Consider the following 19,346-nt stretch of genomic DNA (forward strand, 5'->3'; position numbering starts at 1 on the left):
GTTCAGCGATTGCCGATCAGAGGTTCACCACATTGACGAAGCGCGGCGTGGCGTTGTCATCGATGCGCAGGTTGGTGAAGTCGAACAGGTTGCGATCCGCCAGTTGCGACGGAATCACGTTCTGCAGGCCGCGGAAGATGCTCTCGGTACGCCCAGGGCTTTTGCGCTCCCACTCCTGAAGCATCTCCTTGACCACCTGGCGCTGCAGGTTCTCCTGGGAGCCGCAGAGGTTGCAGGGAATGATCGGGAACTGCTTGAGGTCGGAATAGGCCTGGATGTCCTTCTCGCTGCAGTAGGCCAGCGGCCGGATCACCACGTTGCGCCCGTCGTCGGCCAGCAGCTTGGGCGGCATGGCCTTGAGCGAGCCGTTGTAGAACATGTTGAGGAAGAACGTCTCGACGATGTCGTCACGGTGGTGACCCAGGGCCATCTTGGTGGCACCGATTTCGTCGGCGAAGGTGTACAGGGTGCCACGACGCAGGCGCGAGCACAGCGAGCAGGTGGTCTTGCCTTCGGGGATCAGTTCCTTGACCACCGAGTAGGTGTCCTTCTCGACGATGTGGTACTCGATCCCCAATTCCTTGAGGTAGGCCGGCAGCACGTGCTCGGGAAAGCCGGGCTGCTTCTGGTCCATGTTCACCGCGACGATCTCGAACTTGATCGGCGCCACCTTCTGCAGGTGCAGCAGCACGTCGAGCATGGTGTAGCTGTCCTTGCCGCCGGACAGGCAGACCATGACCTTGTCGCCCTCTTCGATCATGTTGAAATCGGCGACCGCTTCGCCCGCCTGTCGACGAAGGCGTTTCTGCAGTTTGTTCTGGTTGACCGTAAGAGTGCCCATGGCGCTTGGAATCCGCGAGGTGTGTGACGAAAAGCCGAGCATTTTAAGCAAAACCCCGGCCCCGTGAAAGCGCCGCAAGGTGCTATCCAGCCAGACGGGGGTAACCGACACGACCGCGATTACCCACGGGTTTTACAGCGCAATTTGCTCTAAAGCGGCGCACATCTGAGGAAAACTCCTTCCTATACTGCGACATAAGGTCGCACACCCGTATAGACCTATACTGACCATGCCACTTGGCTGTAAGCGCTCCGTTGGGGGGCGATGGCAACATTTAAGGAGTGACTGACCATGATTCATCATGTCGTAGGACTCTTCACCCACCCCGATCAGGAATGGCGAGAAATCCGTGGCGATGCCGAGGAAAGCATCAGTCACATGTACCTCACTCACACGCTGATTCTGGCGGCGATCCCCGCTGTCTCGGCCTTTATCGGCACCACCCAGGTCGGCTGGGTCATCGGCAACCGCGCGCCGGTGATGCTGACCATGGAAAGCGCCCTGTGGATGACAATCATGTCGTACCTGGCCATGCTCTGCGGCGTGGCGGTGATGGGCGCGTTCATTCACTGGATGGCCCGGACCTACGATGCCAGCCCGAGTCTGGCGCGCTGCGTAGCCTTTGCCACCTACACCGCGACCCCGCTGTTCGTCGGCGGCCTGGCGGCCCTGTATCCACACATGTGGCTGGGGATGATCATCGGCACCGCGGCAATCTGCTACACCGTGTACTTGCTCTACGTCGGACTGCCGACCTTCATGAACATCCCGTCTGACGAGGGCTTCCTGTTTTCCAGCTCGGTCCTGGCGGTGGGACTGGTGGTGCTGGTCGCGATCATGGCCTTCACCGTGATTGTCTGGGGCCTGGGCGTCGGCCCCGTGTACACCAACTGACGCCGCACCAATAATAATCCTCCATCTGCCAGCACAGGCCGCCGCAAGGCGGCCTTCTTAATGGGCCCGATCCTGCGACCATTCGGCGCCTGAACGATTCGGATTCGCCGGTCTTTGCGGCATACTCAGCCACTCTGGAGAGCCGTTAAGCATGCCCGAGCAACTCAATACCCGCGTCGAAGACTGTTTCCTACTCGCTGAATCCTTTTTCAAACGTCCTTTCAAACGCCCGGTGGTCAGCCTCAAGTTGCGCGGCCAGAAAGCCGGGGTCGCTCATTTGCATGAAAACCTGCTGCGCTTCAATCCCCAGCTGTACCGGGAAAACACCGAAGACTTCCTCAAGCAGACGGTGGCCCATGAGGTGGCCCACCTGATCGCTCACCAACTGTTTGGCGAGCGCATCCAGCCCCATGGCGAGGAATGGCAACTGATCATGCGCGGGGTCTATGAACTGCCGCCCAATCGCTGTCACACCTATGCGATCAAACGTCGCAGCGTGACCCGCTACATCTATCGCTGCCCCTGCGCCGAGAGCGATTTCCCGTTTTCGGCCCAGCGCCACAAGCTGGTGGCACAAGGTCGCCGCTACCTGTGCCGACGCTGCCGGCACACCCTGGTGTACAGCGGGGAAACCAGGGTCGAGTGACAGAAGCCAAAGCGTTTCGCCGGCCGGTTCCTAACCGATGATCCCCTCGCTTCGAAGTGCCTCAATGCGCTCGGCGCTGTAGCCCAGCTCCGTCAGCACCTCAACACAATGGGCGCCCAGCCTGGCGCCGATATGCCGCGGCTCGGGCAAGCCCTGGGAGAACTTCAGCGGACAGGCGATCTGCGCCTGGAGGCTGCCGTCCTCACGGGGCACCTGGCTGACCAGTTGCCGGGCCTGCAACTGCGGATGCTGCACCGCCTCGGCCAGACTCAGGACCGGCTCGACACAGGCGTCGAGCCCGGCGAACAGCTGGCAGAGTTCGGCGAAGTCGTGTTTTTCGAACTCGATCTGCAAGGCCTGCTTGAGGGCCTGTTGCTGCTCCGGTACAGGCGACAAGCCCTGGGCCGCCAGCTCCGGACGCCCCAGGGCCTGACACAACTGTTGCATGAACACCGGCTCCAGGCTGCCCACCGACAGCCAGCGACCATCCCGACTGCGGTAGTAGTCGTAGAAACTGCCGCCGTTGAGCGCCTGCTGCTCCATCCCCGGCTCGACCCCGCAGGCCAGATAACCGGCGCCGGCCATGGCGTTCAGACTGAACACACAGTCGGTCATGCTGATATCCAGGTGCTGGCCCTGACCACTGTGCTGACGGGCGATAACCGCCGCCAAGAGGCCAATCACCCCGTGCAGCGAGCCACCGGCGATGTCGGCCGCCTGAATGCCCAGGGGCAAGGGTCCCTGATCGCGACGCCCGGTCTGGCTGGCCAGTCCGGCCAGGGCCAGGTAATTAATGTCGTGTCCGGCGCGGTCCTTGTAGGGCCCGGTCTGGCCATAGCCGGTAATGGACACGTAGATCAGCCGCGGATTGATCGCCTTCAAGGCTTCGTAGCCCAGCCCCAGGCGCTCCATCACCCCCGGGCGAAACTGTTCGAGGAGAATGTCATGCTCCTGCAGCAGTTGCCGCACCACCTCCAGTGCTTCGGGCCGCTTGAGGTCCAGGGCCAGGCTGCGCTTGTTGCGATTGAGGTAGGCGTGGCTGGCGGACACCCCCCGATCGTGGGGCGGCAGCACCCGCAACAGGTCCATGCGGGTCGGCGACTCGATGCGCAGCACCTCGGCGCCCATGTCCGCCAGCAGCAGCGAGGCGAACGGCCCCGGCAGCAGGGTGGAGAAATCCAGTACCTTGAGTGACGCCAACGGCCCTTGCATGTGCCCTCTCCTCTTGATCGACCGCCAGAGAGTAGGCAGCCGCAAGCACTGCAACAATTACCACAATGCTCAGCCGGACTGACCGTTGCGCTCATCCACCAGGCCATAAAAAACCCGCCGTAGCGGGTTTCTTATGTTCAGCCAGGCTTACTTGATGGTGGGTGCCGGACCTTCGGCCACACCCAGATCATCCGTTTCGCGGGTGTCGCTGATGGCACGACCACCGGAAGCCAGTTCGACTTGCAGCTTGTCTTCGTCCAGCTCCTTGACCCACTTGGCGACCACCAGGGTGGCCACCGCGTTGCCTACCAGGTTGGTCAGGGCGCGAGCCTCGGACATGAAGCGGTCGATGCCCAGGATCAGCGCCAGGCCGGCCACCGGCAGGTGCCCCACGGCCGACAGGGTTGCCGCCAGGACGATGAAGCCGCTGCCGGTGACGCCCGCGGCGCCTTTGGAGGACAGCAGCAGCACCAGCAGCAGGGTGATCTGGTGGGTGATGTCCATGTGGGTATCAGTGGCCTGGGCGATGAACACCGCGGCCATGGTCAGGTAGATCGACGTACCGTCGAGGTTGAACGAGTAACCGGTTGGAATCACCAGGCCGACCACCGACTTCTTGGCACCCAGGCGCTCCATCTTGATCAGCATGCGCGGCAGGGCCGACTCCGAGGAGGAAGTGCCCAGCACGATCAGCAACTCTTCACGGATGTAGCGGATCAGCTTGATCACGCTGAAGCCGTGGGCACGGCAGATGGCCCCCAGGACCACCAGCACGAACACCACGCAGGTGATGTAGAAGCAGATCATCAACTGGCCCAGTTGCACCAGGGAGCCGACGCCGTAGGCACCGATGGTGAACGCCATGGCACCCAGCGCACCCAGGGGCGCCAGCTTCATGATCATGTTGATGATGTTGAACATCACGTGGGCGAAGCGGTCGATGAAGTCCAGCACCGGCTTGCCATAGGCACCCAGGCGATGCAGGGCGAAACCGAAGATCACCGAGAACATCAGCACTTGCAGGATGTCGCCGTTGGCAAAGGCACCGACGATGGTGGTCGGAATCACATTGAGGATGAAGCCGACGATGCTCTGGTCATTGCCTGCGGTCACATAGGCCGCGACTTTCGAGGCATCCAGGGTCGAGGCGTCGATATGCATGCCGGCACCCGGCTGCACCACGTTGACCACGATCAGGCCGATCAGCAGGGCGATGGTGGAGACGATTTCGAAGTACAGCAGCGCATAGCCGCCGGTCTTGCCGACCGATTTCATGTTCTGCATGCCGGCGATGCCACTCACCACGGTGCAGAAAATGATGGGGGCAATGACCATCTTGATCAGTTTGATGAACCCGTCACCCAGGGGCTTGAGGGCCACGCCGGTCTGAGGGTAGAAGTGACCGAGCAGGATGCCGATGGCGATGGCAACGATCACCTGGAAATACAGGGATTTGTACAGTGGCTGACGAGTCGTCATTGCAAAGTTCCTCAAGAGCCCCGGCATACAGCTTCCGTCGATGCATGCGGTGCCTAAAGTGCGAACCCTCCTGCACTGGAGGGATTTGTTGTGTCGAACTGCGTGCTGGCAGATCTTCCGGCTCTATCGCAAAGCCCGTGCCACCTTGCCCAAAAGCCCTGCAGGCCTTTAGACATCAGGGGGGCGGGCCGATCCTTGCATTCGTTGCGCCCGGTGAAGCTGGCGGATATCCGCCCATTCATCGAGCCTCGTCCTACAATTTGGCGGATATCCGCCTTGTTCCCTCGTGAGGGGGCTGGCTAACATCCGCCACTCAATGGACGGACCAGCCTCATGCGTGAACGCACCATCGCCAGCCACTTTGCCCGCGCCGCCTTAGGCGGGGCGCGCCGTCGCGGCCACGATTGCGAGCCGCTCCTGCAGCGACTGGGCATCAGCCCGGAGCTGTTGAACCAACCCAAGGCGCGCATCGCTCCGGAGCAGTTCACCAGCCTGCTGCAACAACTGTGGCTGGAGCTGGACGACGAATACCTCGGCTTCGCCCATGGCCCCAGCAAACGCGGGACGTTCGCCATGATGTGCCACGCCCTGATCCATTGCCGCACCTTGGAAAAAGCACTGCAGCGCGGCTTATTGTTTTATAGCTTGTTTCCGGAAGCTCCGCGTCTGAGTCTGACGCGTGAGGGAGAAATGGCTCGACTGAGCCTGGATGATTCTGAACTGTGGGACCCCGAGCACTTTCTCAGCGAAAGCCTGCTGGTGATCTGGCACCGCCTGGGCAGCTGGTTGATCGGCCAGCGCATTCGCCTGGAGCAGGCCGGCTTCAGCTATCCGAAACCCGAACACGCCGCGGAATACGACCTGCTTTTCCCCTGCCCCCTGGAGTTCGCACAGCAACGCAGCAGCCTGTTGTTCCACAGCCGCTACCTGGGCATGCCGCTGCTGCAGGATGAACGCACCCTCAAGCACTTCCTCGAACGCTCCCCCGCCGACCTGCTGTCGCGGCCGGACGAAGGCGACAGCCTCAGCAGCCAGTTACGCCGCCTGCTCAGCCACGACCGCGAGCGCTGGCCCGATCTGGAAAGCGTCGCGCAGCACCTGCACGTCAGCCCGCAGACCCTGCGCCGCCACTTGCGCGAGGAAGGCTCGAGCTTTCAGGGCTTGAAGGATGAACTGCGCCGCGACATTGCCATCTTCCACCTGGGCCGCGCCGACCTGTCGTTGCAACAGATCGCCGAGCACCTGGGCTTTTCCGAACCGTCGGCGTTTCACCGGGCGTTCAAGAAATGGACCGGCCTGACCCCGGGCGCCTATCGAGCCCGGGACCGCTAGCACAGGGTGTAGCGCTAGAGGGCCGGGAAGTGAATGCGGAATGCCGCACCGCCCAGGGCCGAGTCCCCCAGGGTCAGCTGCGCGCCGTAACTCTCGATGATGTCCTTGACCACCGCCAGGCCAATGCCCTGCCCCGGGTGCTGGCGATCCAGGCGCTCACCGCGCTGCAGAATCCGCGCTCGCTGATCCGGCGGCACGCCGGGACCGTCGTCCTCCACGCACAATTCAGCGCCGTCGAGGGTTTCGCGCACGCTGATGCGTACCGAGCCCAGGCACAGGCGGTAGGCGTTCTCCAGCAGGTTGCCGAGCAACTCCAGCAAGGCGCCCTGCTCGATCGGCACATAGCAGCGCTCGGGCAAATCGAAAGACACCCGCACCTGCTTGTCGCGATAGACCTTGTCCAGGGTGTCACACAGGCTCTGCAACACCGGCCGCAGACGCACCTGATGGCGTACCAGACCGCTCTTGCGCAGGCTGGCACGCTGCAACTGATAGCTGATCTGCTGGCTCATGCGCTCGATCTGCGCTTGCAGGACCCAGGCCTGCTCCCGATCCTGAGGCCGCTGGGCCATATCCTCGCTCACCCCTTGCAACACCGTCAGCGGGGTTTTCAGGCTGTGGGCCAGGTCATCCAGGGAGTCCCGATAGCGGCTGCGCTGTTCGCGCTCGCTTTGCAACAGGCGGTTCAAGGAGCCGGTCAGCCGCAACAGCTCCCGCGGGTGTTCCTCGCTCAGGCTCTGGCGGGTGCCGCTTTCGATCTGGTCCAGCTCCTGACTCAGGCGTCGCAGGGCCTGCAAGCCCCAGGTCAGGCCCATCCACAGCAGCGCCAGAAGCACCAGCAATGCCGCGCCAAATCCCAGATAGAGGTTCTCCCGCACGCCTTCGAGGGTCTGCTGGTACTCGCGCACCGGCTGCAGCGCCACAATACTGAAGGCCGCATTCTTGCCTCCCAGCAGCTTGATCTCGACGTCGTAGACGAAGAACTCCTGGCCATTGGCTTCGCGGATCCTGGCGAACTCGTTGCCACGCCCGTCGTACCGCGGACGGTAGTTGATGTTCTCTTCCTGGGTGGCCCGGGAGCGCCAGACCAGATGCCCCTCGCGATCGTAGATGTAGCCCAGCAGGCGACTGTCGGCGAGGTTGAAGCGCTCGTCGGGCAACTGTGCGGGCATCTGCAGGCGATTGTTTTCGATCCGCGCCGCCGAAATCAGGGTGGTGACGTCGGAGGCCAGGCGCTGCTCGATGGAGTCCTGCAGCGCCAGGCTGAACGCGCCCTGCATGGCCGGCAGCAACGCCAGCATGAACAGCACCGCCAGGGTGGTGGCGGCCAGCATCAGGCGCAGGCGCAGCGATCGAATCATCGGCAGCGCTCGTTGAACAGGTAGCCCAGCCCACGCACCGTATCGATGGGCTTGAAGCCCGAAGGCGCTTCAAGCTTGCGCCGCAGGCGCCCCACCAGCACCTCGATGACATTCGGATCGCGCTCGTCGTCGTCTGGATACAGTTGCTCCATCAAACGGTCCTTGGCCACCACCTGCTGGTGATGGCGCATCAGGTATTCGAGGATCCGGTATTCATAGGCGGTCAGCGCCAGGGGCTGCTCATCCAGGGACGCCTGTTTGCGGTTCAGGTCCAGCAACAGCGGCCCGGCAACGATGGTCGACTGGGTAAAGCCGCTGGAGCGGCGCAGCAACGCATTGAGCCGCGCATCCAGTTCCTCGAACTGAAAGGGCTTGACCACATAGTCGTCGGCACCGGCGGCCAGGCCTTCGACCTTGTCCTGCCAGTTGCCGCGAGCGGTGAGGATGAGGATCGGAAATGCCTTGCCCCGGGCGCGCAGCTGGCGGATCAGGTCCAGTCCGCCCATGCCGGGCAAGCCCAGGTCGATCACCGCCAGGTCGTGATTGAACTGCTCGGTCTGGTACAACGCCTCCTCGGCGTTGGCCACGGACTCGACCACGTGACCGCTGTCGGTGAGGCGGGTTTGCAAGTGATGACGCAACAGCGCCTCATCTTCGACGACCAGCAACTTCATAACGCTCTCCCAGGCAAAATTCGACATCTCCAGGGGCGCCCCTGCGCCCTGATGATCAATGCACCCGCGCCGGACCATGCCCAAGGCATAGTCCGGCGCGGTTCAGGCCAGGCCGCTTATCAGAAAGCGTAGTTGGCCGAAAGATAGGTCTGGGCGCTGCTGGTCAGGCTCAGTGAACCTTGCTTGCTGCCGCCCCGTTCGCTCATCTCGGTCCCGGCATTGCTGCGCAGGTAACGGTAGCCGAGCTCCACCGAGGTGTTCTGTGAAATCTGCTGCAGGACACCGGCCTGCACGCCGACCGCGTAGCCGATGTCACTGTCGCGGCTGAAGCCCGGGGACTCCTGGGTCAGCTTGGTCAGGCCGGCCGTGCCGCCGCCAAAGAGCTTGGTGGTACCGGTCACCGGCAGGAACATATCGTAACTGCCCAGCAGGTTCTGCTGGCGCAGTTTAATGCCGTTGTGAGAGCCGGAAACGTAATCGTAAGTGGCGTAGTAGCGGCCCTGGTCGTTCTGTTGCCCCAGGCGCACGCCCCAGGTGTTGTCCTTGCCGATCACGCCATCGGCATTCGGATGACCGAGGTTGCTGTTGAGCTGGCTGGACTTTTTAACCTTGTCGCTGGTCTGGCCGAAGGTCAGGCTGGCGAAGTTGCTGTCAGCGGCTTGAACGGCGGCGCTGGCGCCGAGCACGGTAAAGGCGAGGATCAGTTTTTTCAATGAAGTCATAGGAAGTTTCCTTTGCGCTATTGGCTTTTTGGGTGCCGGGCCAGAGTAACCAGCCCGCCCTGAACTCCCCCTGAACACCTCCTTAACCTCGCCTGAACCAGAGCCACATGATTGTTTTTACCGGCGTTTAACCCCAACAAGCTTCCCGTACGGAGCGCCACCCCCTCGCTGGGCAGCACGCAGCGCTACCCTCGAACCCGTCAACCCGGCAAACTAGCGGCCATGAATGCACTCCCCTCTCTCCCCCTCTGCTGCACCCCTCCGGAGGCCTCCTGGCCCTTGCCGGAAGCCTTGCCCCACACCCGCTGGCTGAGCACCCGGTTCGACCCCGGGCAACTGACTGCGGACGATTTCCAGCGCAGCGGCATTCCCGCACCGCCCAGCATCCAGCGCTCAGTTGCCAAGCGCCAGGCGGAATTTCTCGCCGGGCGCCTGTGCGCCCGGGAGGCCCTGCGCCAACTGCAACAACTGGACTGGGTGCCGCCGATCGGCGCCGACCGGGCACCGGTCTGGCCGGAACATATCTGTGGCTCGATCACCCACAGCACCGGCCGGGCGGCCGCCATCGTCGCCGACAAGCAGCACTGGCGAGCCCTGGGCATGGATCTGGAAAAGCTCCTCGGCGAGGAACGTGCAGCCAATCTGGCCGGGCAGATCCTCACCCCGGCGGAGCTGCTGCGTCGCGACCGCTTGCCGGCCGAGCAGCACGCCCTGGCCGTGACCCTGACCTTCTCGATCAAGGAAAGCCTGTACAAGGCCCTGTATCCGCTGGTGCAGAAAAGCTTCTATTTCGAACATGCCGAAGTGCTGGAGTGGTCGCCAGCGGGCCAGGTGCGCATGCGCCTGCTCACCGACCTGTCCGAGGAATGGCACCACGGCCGCGAACTGCTGGGTCAGTTCGTCGTCGAGGCAGGCCAGTTGCTGAGCCTGATCGCGATCAAACCCTGAACACGCGCGTCCTCAACGGGGCTCCTGATGCCGCGGCCAGCTCAAGCTGAAGCAGGCGCCCCCGAGACTGTTGCTCTTGCTGATCAGCGCCCGACCGTCGTGCCAGTGAATGATCCGCCGCACAATGGACAGGCCCAGTCCATGTCCACCGGAAGCCCGGGTTCGACTGTCGTCCAGACGCAGGAACGGCGTGAAGATTTTTTCCCAGGCACTTTCCGGTACACCGGGCCCGTCATCCTCCACATCCACCCGACAGCGCAACTGGCCCACCTGATAACTGACGGTCACCTGGGAGTGTGCGTGGCGCATGGCGTTGCTCACCAGATTCTGCAGCGCCCGGTGCAGATAACGCGGCTCGGCCTCGACCCAGGCGCCATCGCACTCGACCGCAGACAGGCACAGGCCGCGATGGACCTTGAGATTGGCCCGCAACGGCGCCAACTCGTCGATCACCTGATTGATCAGGGCATCGAGGTCGATGCGCTGGAAGTTCAGGGCCGGCGAGCCCTGCTCCAGGCGGGCATAGGTGAGCATCTCGTCCACCAGCCGATCGAGGTCCTGAATATCGTTGTCCATGCCGTCCAGGTACTTTTGCCGAGCCTGGTCGGTGCTCGCCGAGGCGATCATCTCCAGGCCAAAACGCAGGCGCGCCACCGGGGTACGCAATTCGTGGGACACCGCCCGCACCAGTTCACGCTGGATCGCCAGCAGCCGTTGCAGGTGTTCGGCCATGCCATTGAAGGCGGCCGCCAGACGCCCCACCGAATCCGCGCCCCGGGCCGGCACCCGGGTTTCCAGGCTGCCCTTGGCAATCCGCGTGGCTGCCGACTCCAGGCCGCTGAGGCGGCGCTCCAACTGGCGCACCAACAGGTAGACGATCAACCCGATCAGGCTCAGCCCGAGCACGGCAATCAACACCAGCCATTGCGGCGGATAAGGGTTCATCTGGTACAGGGGACCGATTTCCAGCACCCAGGGCGTGCCCACCAGACCGGCGAAGACCCGGATCGAGTCACCGCCCTTGCCCAGGGCCATCACCGTATCGCCCTCGGCCACCCGGCGGCGCTGGTCCTCATCCATATCCGCGGCATCCAGGGTCGCCAGGTGCATGTCGAAGCCAAACCCCTTGGCCTGCTTGAGCGCCGCCAGACGCTGTGGCTGCTCGGCCACCGGGTAGCGCACCAGCTCGTCCGCCAGCAGGTAGATGGTGGCCCGGGCCAGTTGTTCGCTGATCTGCTGCACCTCGGCACTGAGCAGCAACTGCTCCCGCTCGCTGACCAGGCGGTAGACCCGGGCCGCGAAGGGGCCGGTCTGCTCCACCAGCGCCTGCCCGCGCAGCACCCGGCCACGCTGGCTGCTGTCCAGATCGGTCTGGCTGAAGGTCTTCAGGCTCAGGGGAATGCCCAGCAAGCGCTGCCACACCAGCAAGGCCCGGCGACGCTCGATCTCGCTCATCGGCTGCAGATTGTCCGCCATCAGCGAGAAGGTGCCGTGGGCCAAGCGTTCGCGGTATTGCTCGCTGCGCACTTCGTTGAGCAGGTGCAAGGCCAGCACCCCCAGCAGCGCCACCAGAATCAGCGCGGCACACATGCCGCCGTAGATACGCAGGAAGATCGAGTTCACAAGGGCATGTCGGCGGCGGCTTCGGGGACGAACAGATAACCCTTGCTGCGAATGGTCTTGATCAGCCGCGGGTGCTCCGGGTCATCGCCGATCTTGGGACGGATGCGCGAGATGCGCACGTCGATGGAGCGGTCCTGGCCGTCATAACCAATCCCCCGCAGGGCATTGAAGATTTCCTCGCGGGACAGAATCCGCCCGGCATTCACCACCAGCAGCCACAGCAGATCGAATTCGGCGCTGGTCAACTCGATTCCCACGTCGCTCAGCCAGGCTTCGCGCAGGGCGCTGTCCACCACCAAGGGCCCGAAGCGCAGGCGCCGGCTTTTCTCCGGGGCAGGCTCGGGCGTCTCGCTGCGCCGCAGCAGCGCCTGGATCCTGGCCAGCAATAGGCGGGGACGCACGGGCTTGCACACGTAGTCATCGGCCCCCAGGTCCAGCCCCATGACCTGATCCATATCATCGGTGCGGGCGGTGAGCATGAGGATCGGCCCATCGTAGCGATCCCGGACCTTGCGGCAGATGCTCAGGCCGTCCTCGCCGGGCAGCATCAGGTCGAGGATCACCAGGTCCGGCTGCTCGGCGATGATCCTGTCGGCAGCCAGGGCGCCATTGCCTTCGATCGCCACCTGCAGTCCGTTGCTCTCCAGATATTCACGGGTCAACTCAGCCAGACGCTGGTCATCCTCGACAATCAATACCTGCCAGGCTTCTTGCTCCACGCTCGACCTCTTTATTGCCAGCACTCATTGGACACAAGGCACCCGTCTTTTTGTCATGAAAAAGGCGGATAACCTGTCGTGGAAAACGCAGTCGTCGCTGCATGGACCGCGGCGGATTGTAGCAACCGGCATGCGCCCCCACACAAGCGACTAAAACGACTCGGTCGGGGCGATTTTTTGTGATAGGGTTCGCGCCCGCAAAAATCCGCCCAAGGCAATTTTCAGGGATAAAAAACAGTGACGGACGGTTGCATGCACTGGGACTGCGGGCTGCATGAGTTTTACCCCAGTCCATACACAATTTACGCACAACCTTATCCACAGGCAGTACGTTGCAATCAGTCCCCCAAACGCATTATCTTGTAGCCCGGCGGCTAAAAATCCCTATATCTAGGGTTTTACACAAAAAACCAAACACAATTCAGACGAGAAACTCAAGCCCTTTTCTTGCCCCGTTTGGTGGAACCAATCGCTGTTTCAAAAGACCAACACCGCGCGTGCGGATGGCATCGTTTTCCACCCTGTCCAGGAGAAAGCGGTACGGGTGTTGCAGCCACAATACTGTCACCCACCAGGAATAAGGTGCCGAGCCACTGGCTCGACGCCCAAGACTTCGGCATGGAAGCGGCGCCCATAGCCCCCTTCCTGAACTGTCCCGAAGTCGTTATGCCCGGCCTCTGCCGGTTGTAGTGCTTCAGGACGGAACGGTGGGCACCTCATTGGTGCCCAAACAAACATAGAGAACGTGGAGACACCCATGCAAACCGACACAACTCGCGAGAACCCGCAGGCCAATGCGCCGCAGGCCGCCGATTCCAACCTGGATCTGTCTGCTACCGCCCCTGGCCAATTGCGCGTGATCAAGCGTAACGGCACTGTCGTTGCCTACACCGACGACAAGATCACCGTCGCTATCACCAAAGCGTTCCTCGCAGTTGAAGGCGGCACCGCCGCTGCCTCGTCGCGAATCCACGACACCGTGGCGCGCCTGACCGAGCAGGTCACCGCAACCTTCAAGCGTCGCATGCCTTCGGGCGGCACCATCCACATCGAAGAGATCCAGGATCAGGTCGAACTGGCCCTGATGCGTGCCGGCGAACAGAAAGTGGCCCGCGACTACGTGATCTACCGCGATTCCCGCGCCAAGGAACGCGCCACCCGCTCCAGCAGCGAAGCGCCGGTACAGGCCCACCCATCGATCCGCATCACTCGCGCCGATGGCAGCCTCGCGCCCCTGGACATGGGCCGCCTGAACACCATCGTCAGCGAAGCCTGCGAAGGCCTGGAAGAGGTCGACGGCGACCTGATCCAGCGCGAAACCCTGAAGAACCTCTACGACGGCGTAGCCCTGAAGGACGTCAACACCGCTCTGGTGATGACCGCTCGCACCCTGGTGGAGCGCGAGCCGAACTACTCGTTCGTCACCGCCCGCCTGCTGATGGACACCCTGCGTGCCGAAGGCCTGGGCTTCCTCGAAGTCGCCGAAAGCGCCACCCACCACGAAATGGCCGACCTGTACGCCAAGGCACTGCCGGCCTACGTCGCCAAGGGTATCGAGTTCGAATTGCTGAACCCGGTCCTGGCCGAATTCGACCTGGAAAAACTCGGCAAGGCGATCAACCACGAACGCGACCAGCAGTTCACCTACCTGGGCCTGCAAACCCTGTACGACCGCTACTTCATCCACAAGGATGGCGTGCGTTTCGAACTGCCGCAGATCTTCTTCATGCGCGTGGCCATGGGCCTGGCGATCGAAGAGAAACAGCGCGAAGACCGCGCCATCGAGTTCTACAACCTGTTGTCGTCCTTCGACTACATGGCTTCGACTCCGACCCTGTTCAACGCCGGCACCCTGCGTCCACAGCTGTCGAGCTGCTACCTGACCACCGTTCCGGACGACCTGTCGGGCATCTACGGCGCCATCCACGACAACGCCATGCTGTCGAAATTCGCCGGCGGCCTGGGCAACGACTGGACGCCGGTGCGTGCGCTGGGTTCCTACATCAAGGGCACCAACGGCAAATCCCAGGGCGTCGTGCCTTTCCTGAAAGTGGTCAACGACACCGCCGTCGCCGTGAACCAGGGTGGCAAGCGCAAGGGCGCTGTCTGTGCCTACCTGGAAACCTGGCACATGGACATTGAAGAGTTCATCGAGCTGCGCAAGAACACCGGTGATGATCGTCGTCGTACCCACGACATGAACACCGCCAACTGGATCCCCGACCTGTTCATGAAGCGCGTCTTCGATGACGGCAAGTGGACCCTGTTCTCGCCATCGGAAGTGCCGGATCTGCACGACCTGACCGGCAAGGCCTTCGAAGAGCGCTACGAGTACTACGAAGCCCTGACCGAATACAACAAGATCAAGCTGTTCAAGACCGTCCAGGCCAAAGACCTGTGGCGCAAGATGCTGTCCATGCTGTTCGAAACCGGCCACCCATGGCTGACCTTCAAGGACCCATGCAACCTGCGCAGCCCGCAACAGCACGTGGGCGTGGTCCACAGTTCGAACCTGTGCACCGAGATCACCTTGAACACCAACAAGGACGAGATCGCGGTCTGCAACCTGGGCTCGATCAACCTGCCGAACCACATCAAGGACGGCAAGCTCGACACCGCCAAGCTGCAACGCACCGTGAACACCGCCGTGCGCATGCTCGACAACGTGATCGACATCAACTACTACTCGGTGCCGCAAGCGAAGAACTCCAACTTCAAGCACCGTCCAGTAGGCCTGGGCATCATGGGCTTCCAGGACGCTTTGTACCTGCAACACATCGCCTACGGTTCCGACGCGGCCGTCGAGTTCGCCGACAAGTCCATGGAAGCGGTCAGCTACTACGCGATCCAGGCTTCCTGCGACCTGGCCGATGAGCGCGGCGCCTACGAGACCTTCCAGGGCTCGCTGTGGTCCAAGGGCATCCTGCCGCTGGACTCGCAACAGATCCTGATCGAGGCCCGTGGCCAGAAGTACATCGATGTGGACCTCAACGAAACCCTGGACTGGGCGCCGGTACGTGCCCGCGTGCAGAAAGGCATTCGTAACTCCAACATCATGGCCATCGCACCGACCGCGACCATCGCCAACATCACCGGCGTATCGCAATCGATCGAGCCGACTTATCAGAACCTGTATGTGAAGTCGAACCTGTCGGGCGAATTCACCGTGATCAACCCGTACCTGGTACGCGATCTGAAAGCTCGCGGCCTGTGGGACTCGGTGATGATCAACGACCTGAAGTACTACGACGGTTCGGTACAACAGATCGAGCGCATCCCGCAGGAGCTCAAGGAGCTCTACGCGACCGCATTCGAAGTGGAAACCAAGTGGATCGTCGACGCCGCCAGCCGTCGCCAGAAGTGGATCGATCAGGCTCAGTCGCTGAACCTGTACATCGCCGGCGCTTCGGGCAAGAAACTCGATGTGACCTACCGCATGGCTTGGTACCGTGGCCTGAAAACCACTTACTACCTCCGCGCCCTGGCCGCCACCAGCACCGAGAAGTCGACCATCAACACCGGCAAGCTGAACGCTGTTTCCAGCGGCGGCAACCACGGTGACGACTCGGTCCTGGCCGCTCCTGCCGGTCCTGCTCCAGTGCCGAAGGCTTGCGCCATCGACGAGCCGGATTGCGAAGCTTGCCAATAAGCTGAGCTGACAGGTGCCTGCGGGCACCTGCCACAACCCCCGATAGACCTCCGGTTTATCGGGGGTTTTCTTTTGCCCGCAACACAGCTGCAGGAGCGGGCTTGCCGGCCAACAGCTCCGAAGCCTTGCACTGCTTCAGAGAGCGCCCTCGCTGGCAAGCCAGCCCCTACGGCAGAGGCTCCTGCAGGGTAAACAGCGCCATCGAACAGGCACAAAAAAGCCCCTCAAGGAGGGGCTTTTCGTACAGCGTGTCAGCCAACCCGCATCAGGTCATCTGGATGATGGTCTGCATGATGGTGCTCTGGGTGGAGATGGTCTTGGCGTTCGCCTGATAGTTGCTCTGGGCCTTGATCAGGTTCACCAGTTCGTTGGTCAGGTTGACGTTGGACTCTTCCAGGGAGTTGGACACTACCGCGCCCAGGGTTCCGGTCTTCGGTGCGTCATAACCTGGAATACCCGACGAGTAGGTTTCTTTCCACTGGGTGCCGCCTACCGGCTGCAGGCCTTGCTCGTTGGTGAAGCTGGCCAGGGAGATCTGGCCGATCGGCTTGGTCTGCTCGTTGCTGAAGTTGGCCAGCATGACGCCGGTGCCGTCGATGGTCAGGCTGGAGATCTGACCAGTGGAGTAACCGTTCTGCGCGATCACCGAGCGGTTGGTATCGCCGAATACCGAACCGGTCTTGGTCATATCGATCTTCACGCCGCCCGGCGCAGGCGCTGCACCATTGGGAACGAAGACACCGTTGACCACATCACCCGGAGTCCAGGCAGTCATGGCGATATTGTTGCCATTGACGGTGAACTGGCTGACGGCCGGTGCAGCAGGCGGCGTCAGGGTCTGCAGCTTGCCCGAGGAGTCAAACTTGATAGTGATCGGCGCCTGGTTGGCCATGGTGAAAGCCGTACCATCCGGGTTGCGACCATCGATCAGGGTGTAGGTCTGCCATTCGTTAGGGTTCTGCGTCTTGATCATGTACTGATCCATGACGTGCTTGTTGCCCTGGGTGTCATACACCGGGGTACTGAACTGCTTGGTGTAGGTGGTGTTCTTGGTCGGATCGAACACATAAGCCGGAGCCGGCGCCACCGGGTTGACGTTGATCGGATCGGCGTCGGAGTTCAGGTTGATGGTCGAGGAGATCGAGTCGGTTGGCTTGGGCGCCAGGTTCGAGGTGTCGATCCGCAGGTCGGTCAACACACCGTTGATGATCTTGCCATTGGCATCCACGGCATAGCCTTGCAGACGCGCAGTGCCATCACTGTTGGTGATGAAGCCATCCTTGTCGGTCTTGAAGGTACCGGCACGGGTGTAGGTCAGGGAGCCGTTGGTGCTCAGCACGAAGAAGCCCTGGCCCTGGATGCCCATGTCCAGCACGTTGCCGGTGTTGTTGATGTCACCGTTGGTGAACTGCTGGGAAACGTTGGCCAGGCGCACGCCGTTACCAATCACCTGGGTGCCGCTGCCCAGCTTGGTGGCCGAGTAGACGTCGGCGAACTCCGCGCGGGAGGACTTGAAGCCGGTGGTGGCGACGTTGGCGATGTTGTTGCCGGTAACGTCCAGCTGTTTGTTGGCAGCGTAGAGACCGCTAAGGCCGATATTGAAAGACATATTCCACTCCTTGTGCCGGTTAGTCGGCTCTAGATACCAATGGTTTGTACTTTGGACAGGCCAATCGGGCTGGTCATGCCGGCAAGGTTCAACATCAACTCGCCGCCGGTCTGGCTGATAGTCACACTGTTGACCGTCGCCGGCAGGTAGGTGATCAGATCAGTACCCTTGCCATCGATGGTGGTGCTGGCCTTGAAGCTGTAGCTGCCCGGATCCGCCTTGGTGCCGTCCGTCTTGGTGCCATCCCAGACGAAGCTGGCGCTGCCGGCCTTCTGGCTGCCCATGTCGATGGTCTTGACGGTGTTGCCGTTCTTATCGGTGACGGTCACGGTGACCGAACTGACGCTGGATGGCACGGTGACCGAGCCGGTCATGCTCTTGCTGGTGTCAACCTGGGTAGTGCCGGTCTGCACGATCACCGAACGGCCCACCAGGGACGAAGCCTGCAGCGCCTGGGAAGACTTGTAGTTGCCCGTGATCGAGTTCACCGAGCTATTGAGGGTGGTAATCCCTTCCAGGGTGGAGAACTGCGCCAACTGGGCAACGAACGCACTGTTGTCCTGAGGATCCAGCGGGTTCTGGTTGTTCAGCTGGGTCACCAGCAGCTTGAGGAACGCATCCTTGCCCAGGGACTGCTTGCCAGTGGTGCTGTTGGTAGCGGCCGCCAGGCCGTCGGCACTGGTAGTGGTCGTGGTTTTCTTTGACGAGTTGGCCAATACGTCCTTGAGGGACGGGCCGCTGGTGGTGTCAGTAACGCTCATTGGCTTCGCCCCTTATCACTGACCGAGGGTCAGGACCTTCTGCATCATGGTTTTGGCGGTGTTCATCATTTCAGCGTTGGTCTGGAACGAGCGGCTGGCGGAAATCATGTCGGCCATTTCCTCCACCACGTTGACGTTGGGGTAGTAGACATAACCCTTGGCGTCGGCGGCCGGATGGTTCGGTTCGTAGCGAGCTTCCAGATTGCTCTGGTCTTCCACCACGCCCAGCACCTGCACGCCCTGGCCGGCGGCGTCCTGGTTCTGGAACAGCGAATCGCTGCCGCCACTCTGGGCACCCTGGAACATGGTGGCGAATACCGGATGACGCGCGCGATAGGTCTGGTCGATGCTCGACGACACGCTCTCGGCGTTGGCGATGTTACTGGCGACGGTGTTCAGACGCGTGGTCTGAGCGCTCATGCCACTACCGGCAATATTGAAAACACTGGCGAGGGACATGGATTACTCTCCGCGCAGGGCTGCTACCAGCCCTTTGAATTTGCTGTTGAGCAGCGTGAAGCTGGCCTGGAAGTCCACCGAGTTCTGCGCATAGCTCGATTGCTCCAGCTGGGCGTCCACGGTGTTCTGGTCGATCGAAGGCTGCATCGGGGTCCGATACAGCAGCGACTCGTCGCCACTGCTCAGGCCCTGGGCTTCGATGTGCCGGGTGTTGGTCATGTTCAACGCGAAGGTGCCGTTCTTGACCTTTTCGTTCTGCTCGGCGAGCACGGCGGAAAAGTCCAGATCCCGAGCCTTGTAGTTCGGGGTGTCGGCGTTGGCGATGTTGTTGGCCAGCACTTCGGCGCGCTTGGCGCGAAAGCCAAGAGCCTGTTCGTGGATACCGAGCGCTTTATCGAAGCTGATGCTCATGTCGGA

At 62.0% G+C, this 19,346-nt stretch carries 17 protein-coding genes; 5 read left to right on the forward strand and 12 right to left on the reverse strand.

What is annotated here, in order from left to right:
- Window positions 1-16: 16 nt before the first annotated feature.
- A complete protein-coding gene (gene ttcA / locus PST29_RS22170; protein ID WP_060840565.1) occupies window positions 17-841 on the reverse strand; it encodes a tRNA 2-thiocytidine(32) synthetase TtcA in 825 nt (274 codons plus the stop codon).
- A 291-nt stretch (window positions 842-1,132) separates the two neighbouring features.
- Between ttcA and PST29_RS22175 the strand changes: the two genes are divergently transcribed.
- Both PST29_RS22175 and PST29_RS22180 read left to right on the forward strand, forming a co-directional pair.
- Window positions 1,133-1,735 (forward strand): Yip1 family protein, encoded by a 603-nt coding sequence (locus PST29_RS22175; protein ID WP_016967577.1) that lies wholly within the window; start codon window positions 1,133-1,135, stop codon window positions 1,733-1,735.
- Window positions 1,736-1,886: 151 nt separating this feature from the next.
- Window positions 1,887-2,381: a SprT family zinc-dependent metalloprotease gene (locus PST29_RS22180; RefSeq protein ID WP_016967576.1), complete on the forward strand. Its 495-nt coding sequence runs from the start codon at window positions 1,887-1,889 to the stop codon at window positions 2,379-2,381.
- Between the two features lie 30 nt (window positions 2,382-2,411).
- Here the strand turns inward: PST29_RS22180 and PST29_RS22185 are convergent, their stop codons facing one another.
- Window positions 2,412-3,593: a CaiB/BaiF CoA transferase family protein gene (locus PST29_RS22185; RefSeq protein WP_060840566.1), complete on the reverse strand. Its 1,182-nt coding sequence runs from the start codon at window positions 3,591-3,593 to the stop codon at window positions 2,412-2,414.
- A 147-nt stretch (window positions 3,594-3,740) separates the two neighbouring features.
- A complete protein-coding gene (locus tag PST29_RS22190) occupies window positions 3,741-5,072 on the reverse strand; it encodes a dicarboxylate/amino acid:cation symporter (RefSeq protein WP_060840567.1) in 1,332 nt (443 codons plus the stop codon).
- Between the two features lie 333 nt (window positions 5,073-5,405).
- On the opposite strand from PST29_RS22190, the gene PST29_RS22195 reads away from it, so the two are divergent.
- On the forward strand, window positions 5,406-6,404 hold the full coding sequence (locus PST29_RS22195) for an AraC family transcriptional regulator (protein ID WP_060840568.1): 999 nt from the start codon (window positions 5,406-5,408) through the stop codon (window positions 6,402-6,404).
- Window positions 6,405-6,418: 14 nt separating this feature from the next.
- Here PST29_RS22195 and PST29_RS22200 read toward each other — a convergent pair whose 3' ends face one another.
- The 3 genes from PST29_RS22200 to PST29_RS22210 all read right to left on the reverse strand — a co-directional run bounded on the left by PST29_RS22200 (window position 6,419) and on the right by PST29_RS22210 (window position 9,161).
- Window positions 6,419-7,765: an ATP-binding protein gene (locus PST29_RS22200; protein WP_060840569.1), complete on the reverse strand. Its 1,347-nt coding sequence runs from the start codon at window positions 7,763-7,765 to the stop codon at window positions 6,419-6,421.
- Window positions 7,762-8,439 (reverse strand): response regulator, encoded by a 678-nt coding sequence (locus PST29_RS22205; RefSeq protein ID WP_016967571.1) that lies wholly within the window; start codon window positions 8,437-8,439, stop codon window positions 7,762-7,764. The genes PST29_RS22200 and PST29_RS22205 overlap by 4 nt, the downstream gene beginning before the upstream one ends.
- 119 nt (window positions 8,440-8,558) lie before the next feature.
- Window positions 8,559-9,161, reverse strand: coding sequence for a hypothetical protein (locus PST29_RS22210; RefSeq protein WP_060840570.1), 603 nt, complete (start codon window positions 9,159-9,161; stop codon window positions 8,559-8,561).
- Between the two features lie 222 nt (window positions 9,162-9,383).
- Here PST29_RS22210 and PST29_RS22215 point away from each other — a divergent pair, with 222 nt between their 5' ends.
- Window positions 9,384-10,109: a 4'-phosphopantetheinyl transferase family protein gene (locus tag PST29_RS22215; protein WP_060840571.1), complete on the forward strand. Its 726-nt coding sequence runs from the start codon at window positions 9,384-9,386 to the stop codon at window positions 10,107-10,109.
- Between the two features lie 12 nt (window positions 10,110-10,121).
- On the opposite strand, the gene PST29_RS22220 is transcribed toward PST29_RS22215, so the two are convergent.
- Window positions 10,122-11,732, reverse strand: a complete 1,611-nt coding sequence (locus PST29_RS22220) for an ATP-binding protein (protein WP_060840572.1) — start codon at window positions 11,730-11,732, stop codon at window positions 10,122-10,124.
- On the reverse strand, window positions 11,729-12,451 hold the full coding sequence (locus PST29_RS22225) for a response regulator (RefSeq protein ID WP_060844365.1): 723 nt from the start codon (window positions 12,449-12,451) through the stop codon (window positions 11,729-11,731). The genes PST29_RS22220 and PST29_RS22225 overlap by 4 nt, the downstream gene beginning before the upstream one ends.
- Window positions 12,452-13,208: 757 nt before the next feature.
- On the opposite strand from PST29_RS22225, the gene PST29_RS22230 reads away from it, so the two are divergent.
- Window positions 13,209-16,100, forward strand: a complete 2,892-nt coding sequence (locus PST29_RS22230; RefSeq protein ID WP_060840574.1) for a ribonucleoside-diphosphate reductase subunit alpha — start codon at window positions 13,209-13,211, stop codon at window positions 16,098-16,100.
- Window positions 16,101-16,365: 265 nt separating this feature from the next.
- Here the strand turns inward: PST29_RS22230 and flgE are convergent, their stop codons facing one another.
- From flgE to flgB, 4 genes are read right to left on the reverse strand one after another with little or no spacing between them, the layout of a single operon-like run.
- Complete coding sequence (gene flgE, locus PST29_RS22235) at window positions 16,366-17,709, reverse strand: flagellar hook protein FlgE (RefSeq protein ID WP_060840575.1); 1,344 nt, start codon at window positions 17,707-17,709, stop codon at window positions 16,366-16,368.
- Window positions 17,710-17,738: 29 nt separating this feature from the next.
- Window positions 17,739-18,470: a flagellar hook assembly protein FlgD gene (gene flgD, locus PST29_RS22240; RefSeq protein ID WP_060840576.1), complete on the reverse strand. Its 732-nt coding sequence runs from the start codon at window positions 18,468-18,470 to the stop codon at window positions 17,739-17,741.
- Between the two features lie 15 nt (window positions 18,471-18,485).
- Window positions 18,486-18,929 (reverse strand): flagellar basal body rod protein FlgC, encoded by a 444-nt coding sequence (flgC, locus tag PST29_RS22245; RefSeq protein WP_011062742.1) that lies wholly within the window; start codon window positions 18,927-18,929, stop codon window positions 18,486-18,488.
- Window positions 18,930-18,932: 3 nt separating this feature from the next.
- Window positions 18,933-19,340 carry a flagellar basal body rod protein FlgB gene (gene flgB, locus PST29_RS22250; RefSeq protein ID WP_016967562.1) on the reverse strand — a complete coding sequence of 136 codons (408 nt, stop codon included), beginning with the start codon at window positions 19,338-19,340 and terminating at the stop codon, window positions 18,933-18,935.
- Window positions 19,341-19,346 lie beyond the last annotated feature (6 nt).

The sequence above is a fragment of the Pseudomonas sp. St29 genome (genome assembly GCF_001547915.1).
Taxonomy (GTDB): Bacteria; Pseudomonadota; Gammaproteobacteria; order Pseudomonadales; family Pseudomonadaceae; genus Aquipseudomonas.

Bases quoted from the DNA above. Each gene is read 5' to 3' on its own strand.
- ttcA (WP_060840565.1), bottom strand. From the start codon at position 841: ATGGGCACTCTTACGGTCAACCAGAACAAACTGCAGAAACGCCTTCGT.
- PST29_RS22175 (WP_016967577.1), top strand. From the start codon at position 1,133: ATGATTCATCATGTCGTAGGACTCTTCACCCACCCCGATCAGGAATGG.
- PST29_RS22180 (WP_016967576.1), top strand. From the start codon at position 1,887: ATGCCCGAGCAACTCAATACCCGCGTCGAAGACTGTTTCCTACTCGCT.
- PST29_RS22185 (WP_060840566.1), bottom strand. From the start codon at position 3,593: ATGCAAGGGCCGTTGGCGTCACTCAAGGTACTGGATTTCTCCACCCTG.
- PST29_RS22190 (WP_060840567.1), bottom strand. From the start codon at position 5,072: ATGACGACTCGTCAGCCACTGTACAAATCCCTGTATTTCCAGGTGATC.
- PST29_RS22195 (WP_060840568.1), top strand. From the start codon at position 5,406: ATGCGTGAACGCACCATCGCCAGCCACTTTGCCCGCGCCGCCTTAGGC.
- PST29_RS22200 (WP_060840569.1), bottom strand. From the start codon at position 7,765: ATGATTCGATCGCTGCGCCTGCGCCTGATGCTGGCCGCCACCACCCTG.
- PST29_RS22205 (WP_016967571.1), bottom strand. From the start codon at position 8,439: ATGAAGTTGCTGGTCGTCGAAGATGAGGCGCTGTTGCGTCATCACTTG.
- PST29_RS22210 (WP_060840570.1), bottom strand. From the start codon at position 9,161: ATGACTTCATTGAAAAAACTGATCCTCGCCTTTACCGTGCTCGGCGCC.
- PST29_RS22215 (WP_060840571.1), top strand. From the start codon at position 9,384: ATGAATGCACTCCCCTCTCTCCCCCTCTGCTGCACCCCTCCGGAGGCC.
- PST29_RS22230 (WP_060840574.1), top strand. From the start codon at position 13,209: ATGCAAACCGACACAACTCGCGAGAACCCGCAGGCCAATGCGCCGCAG.
- flgE (WP_060840575.1), bottom strand. From the start codon at position 17,709: ATGTCTTTCAATATCGGCCTTAGCGGTCTCTACGCTGCCAACAAACAG.
- flgD (WP_060840576.1), bottom strand. From the start codon at position 18,470: ATGAGCGTTACTGACACCACCAGCGGCCCGTCCCTCAAGGACGTATTG.
- flgC (WP_011062742.1), bottom strand. From the start codon at position 18,929: ATGTCCCTCGCCAGTGTTTTCAATATTGCCGGTAGTGGCATGAGCGCT.
- flgB (WP_016967562.1), bottom strand. From the start codon at position 19,340: ATGAGCATCAGCTTCGATAAAGCGCTCGGTATCCACGAACAGGCTCTT.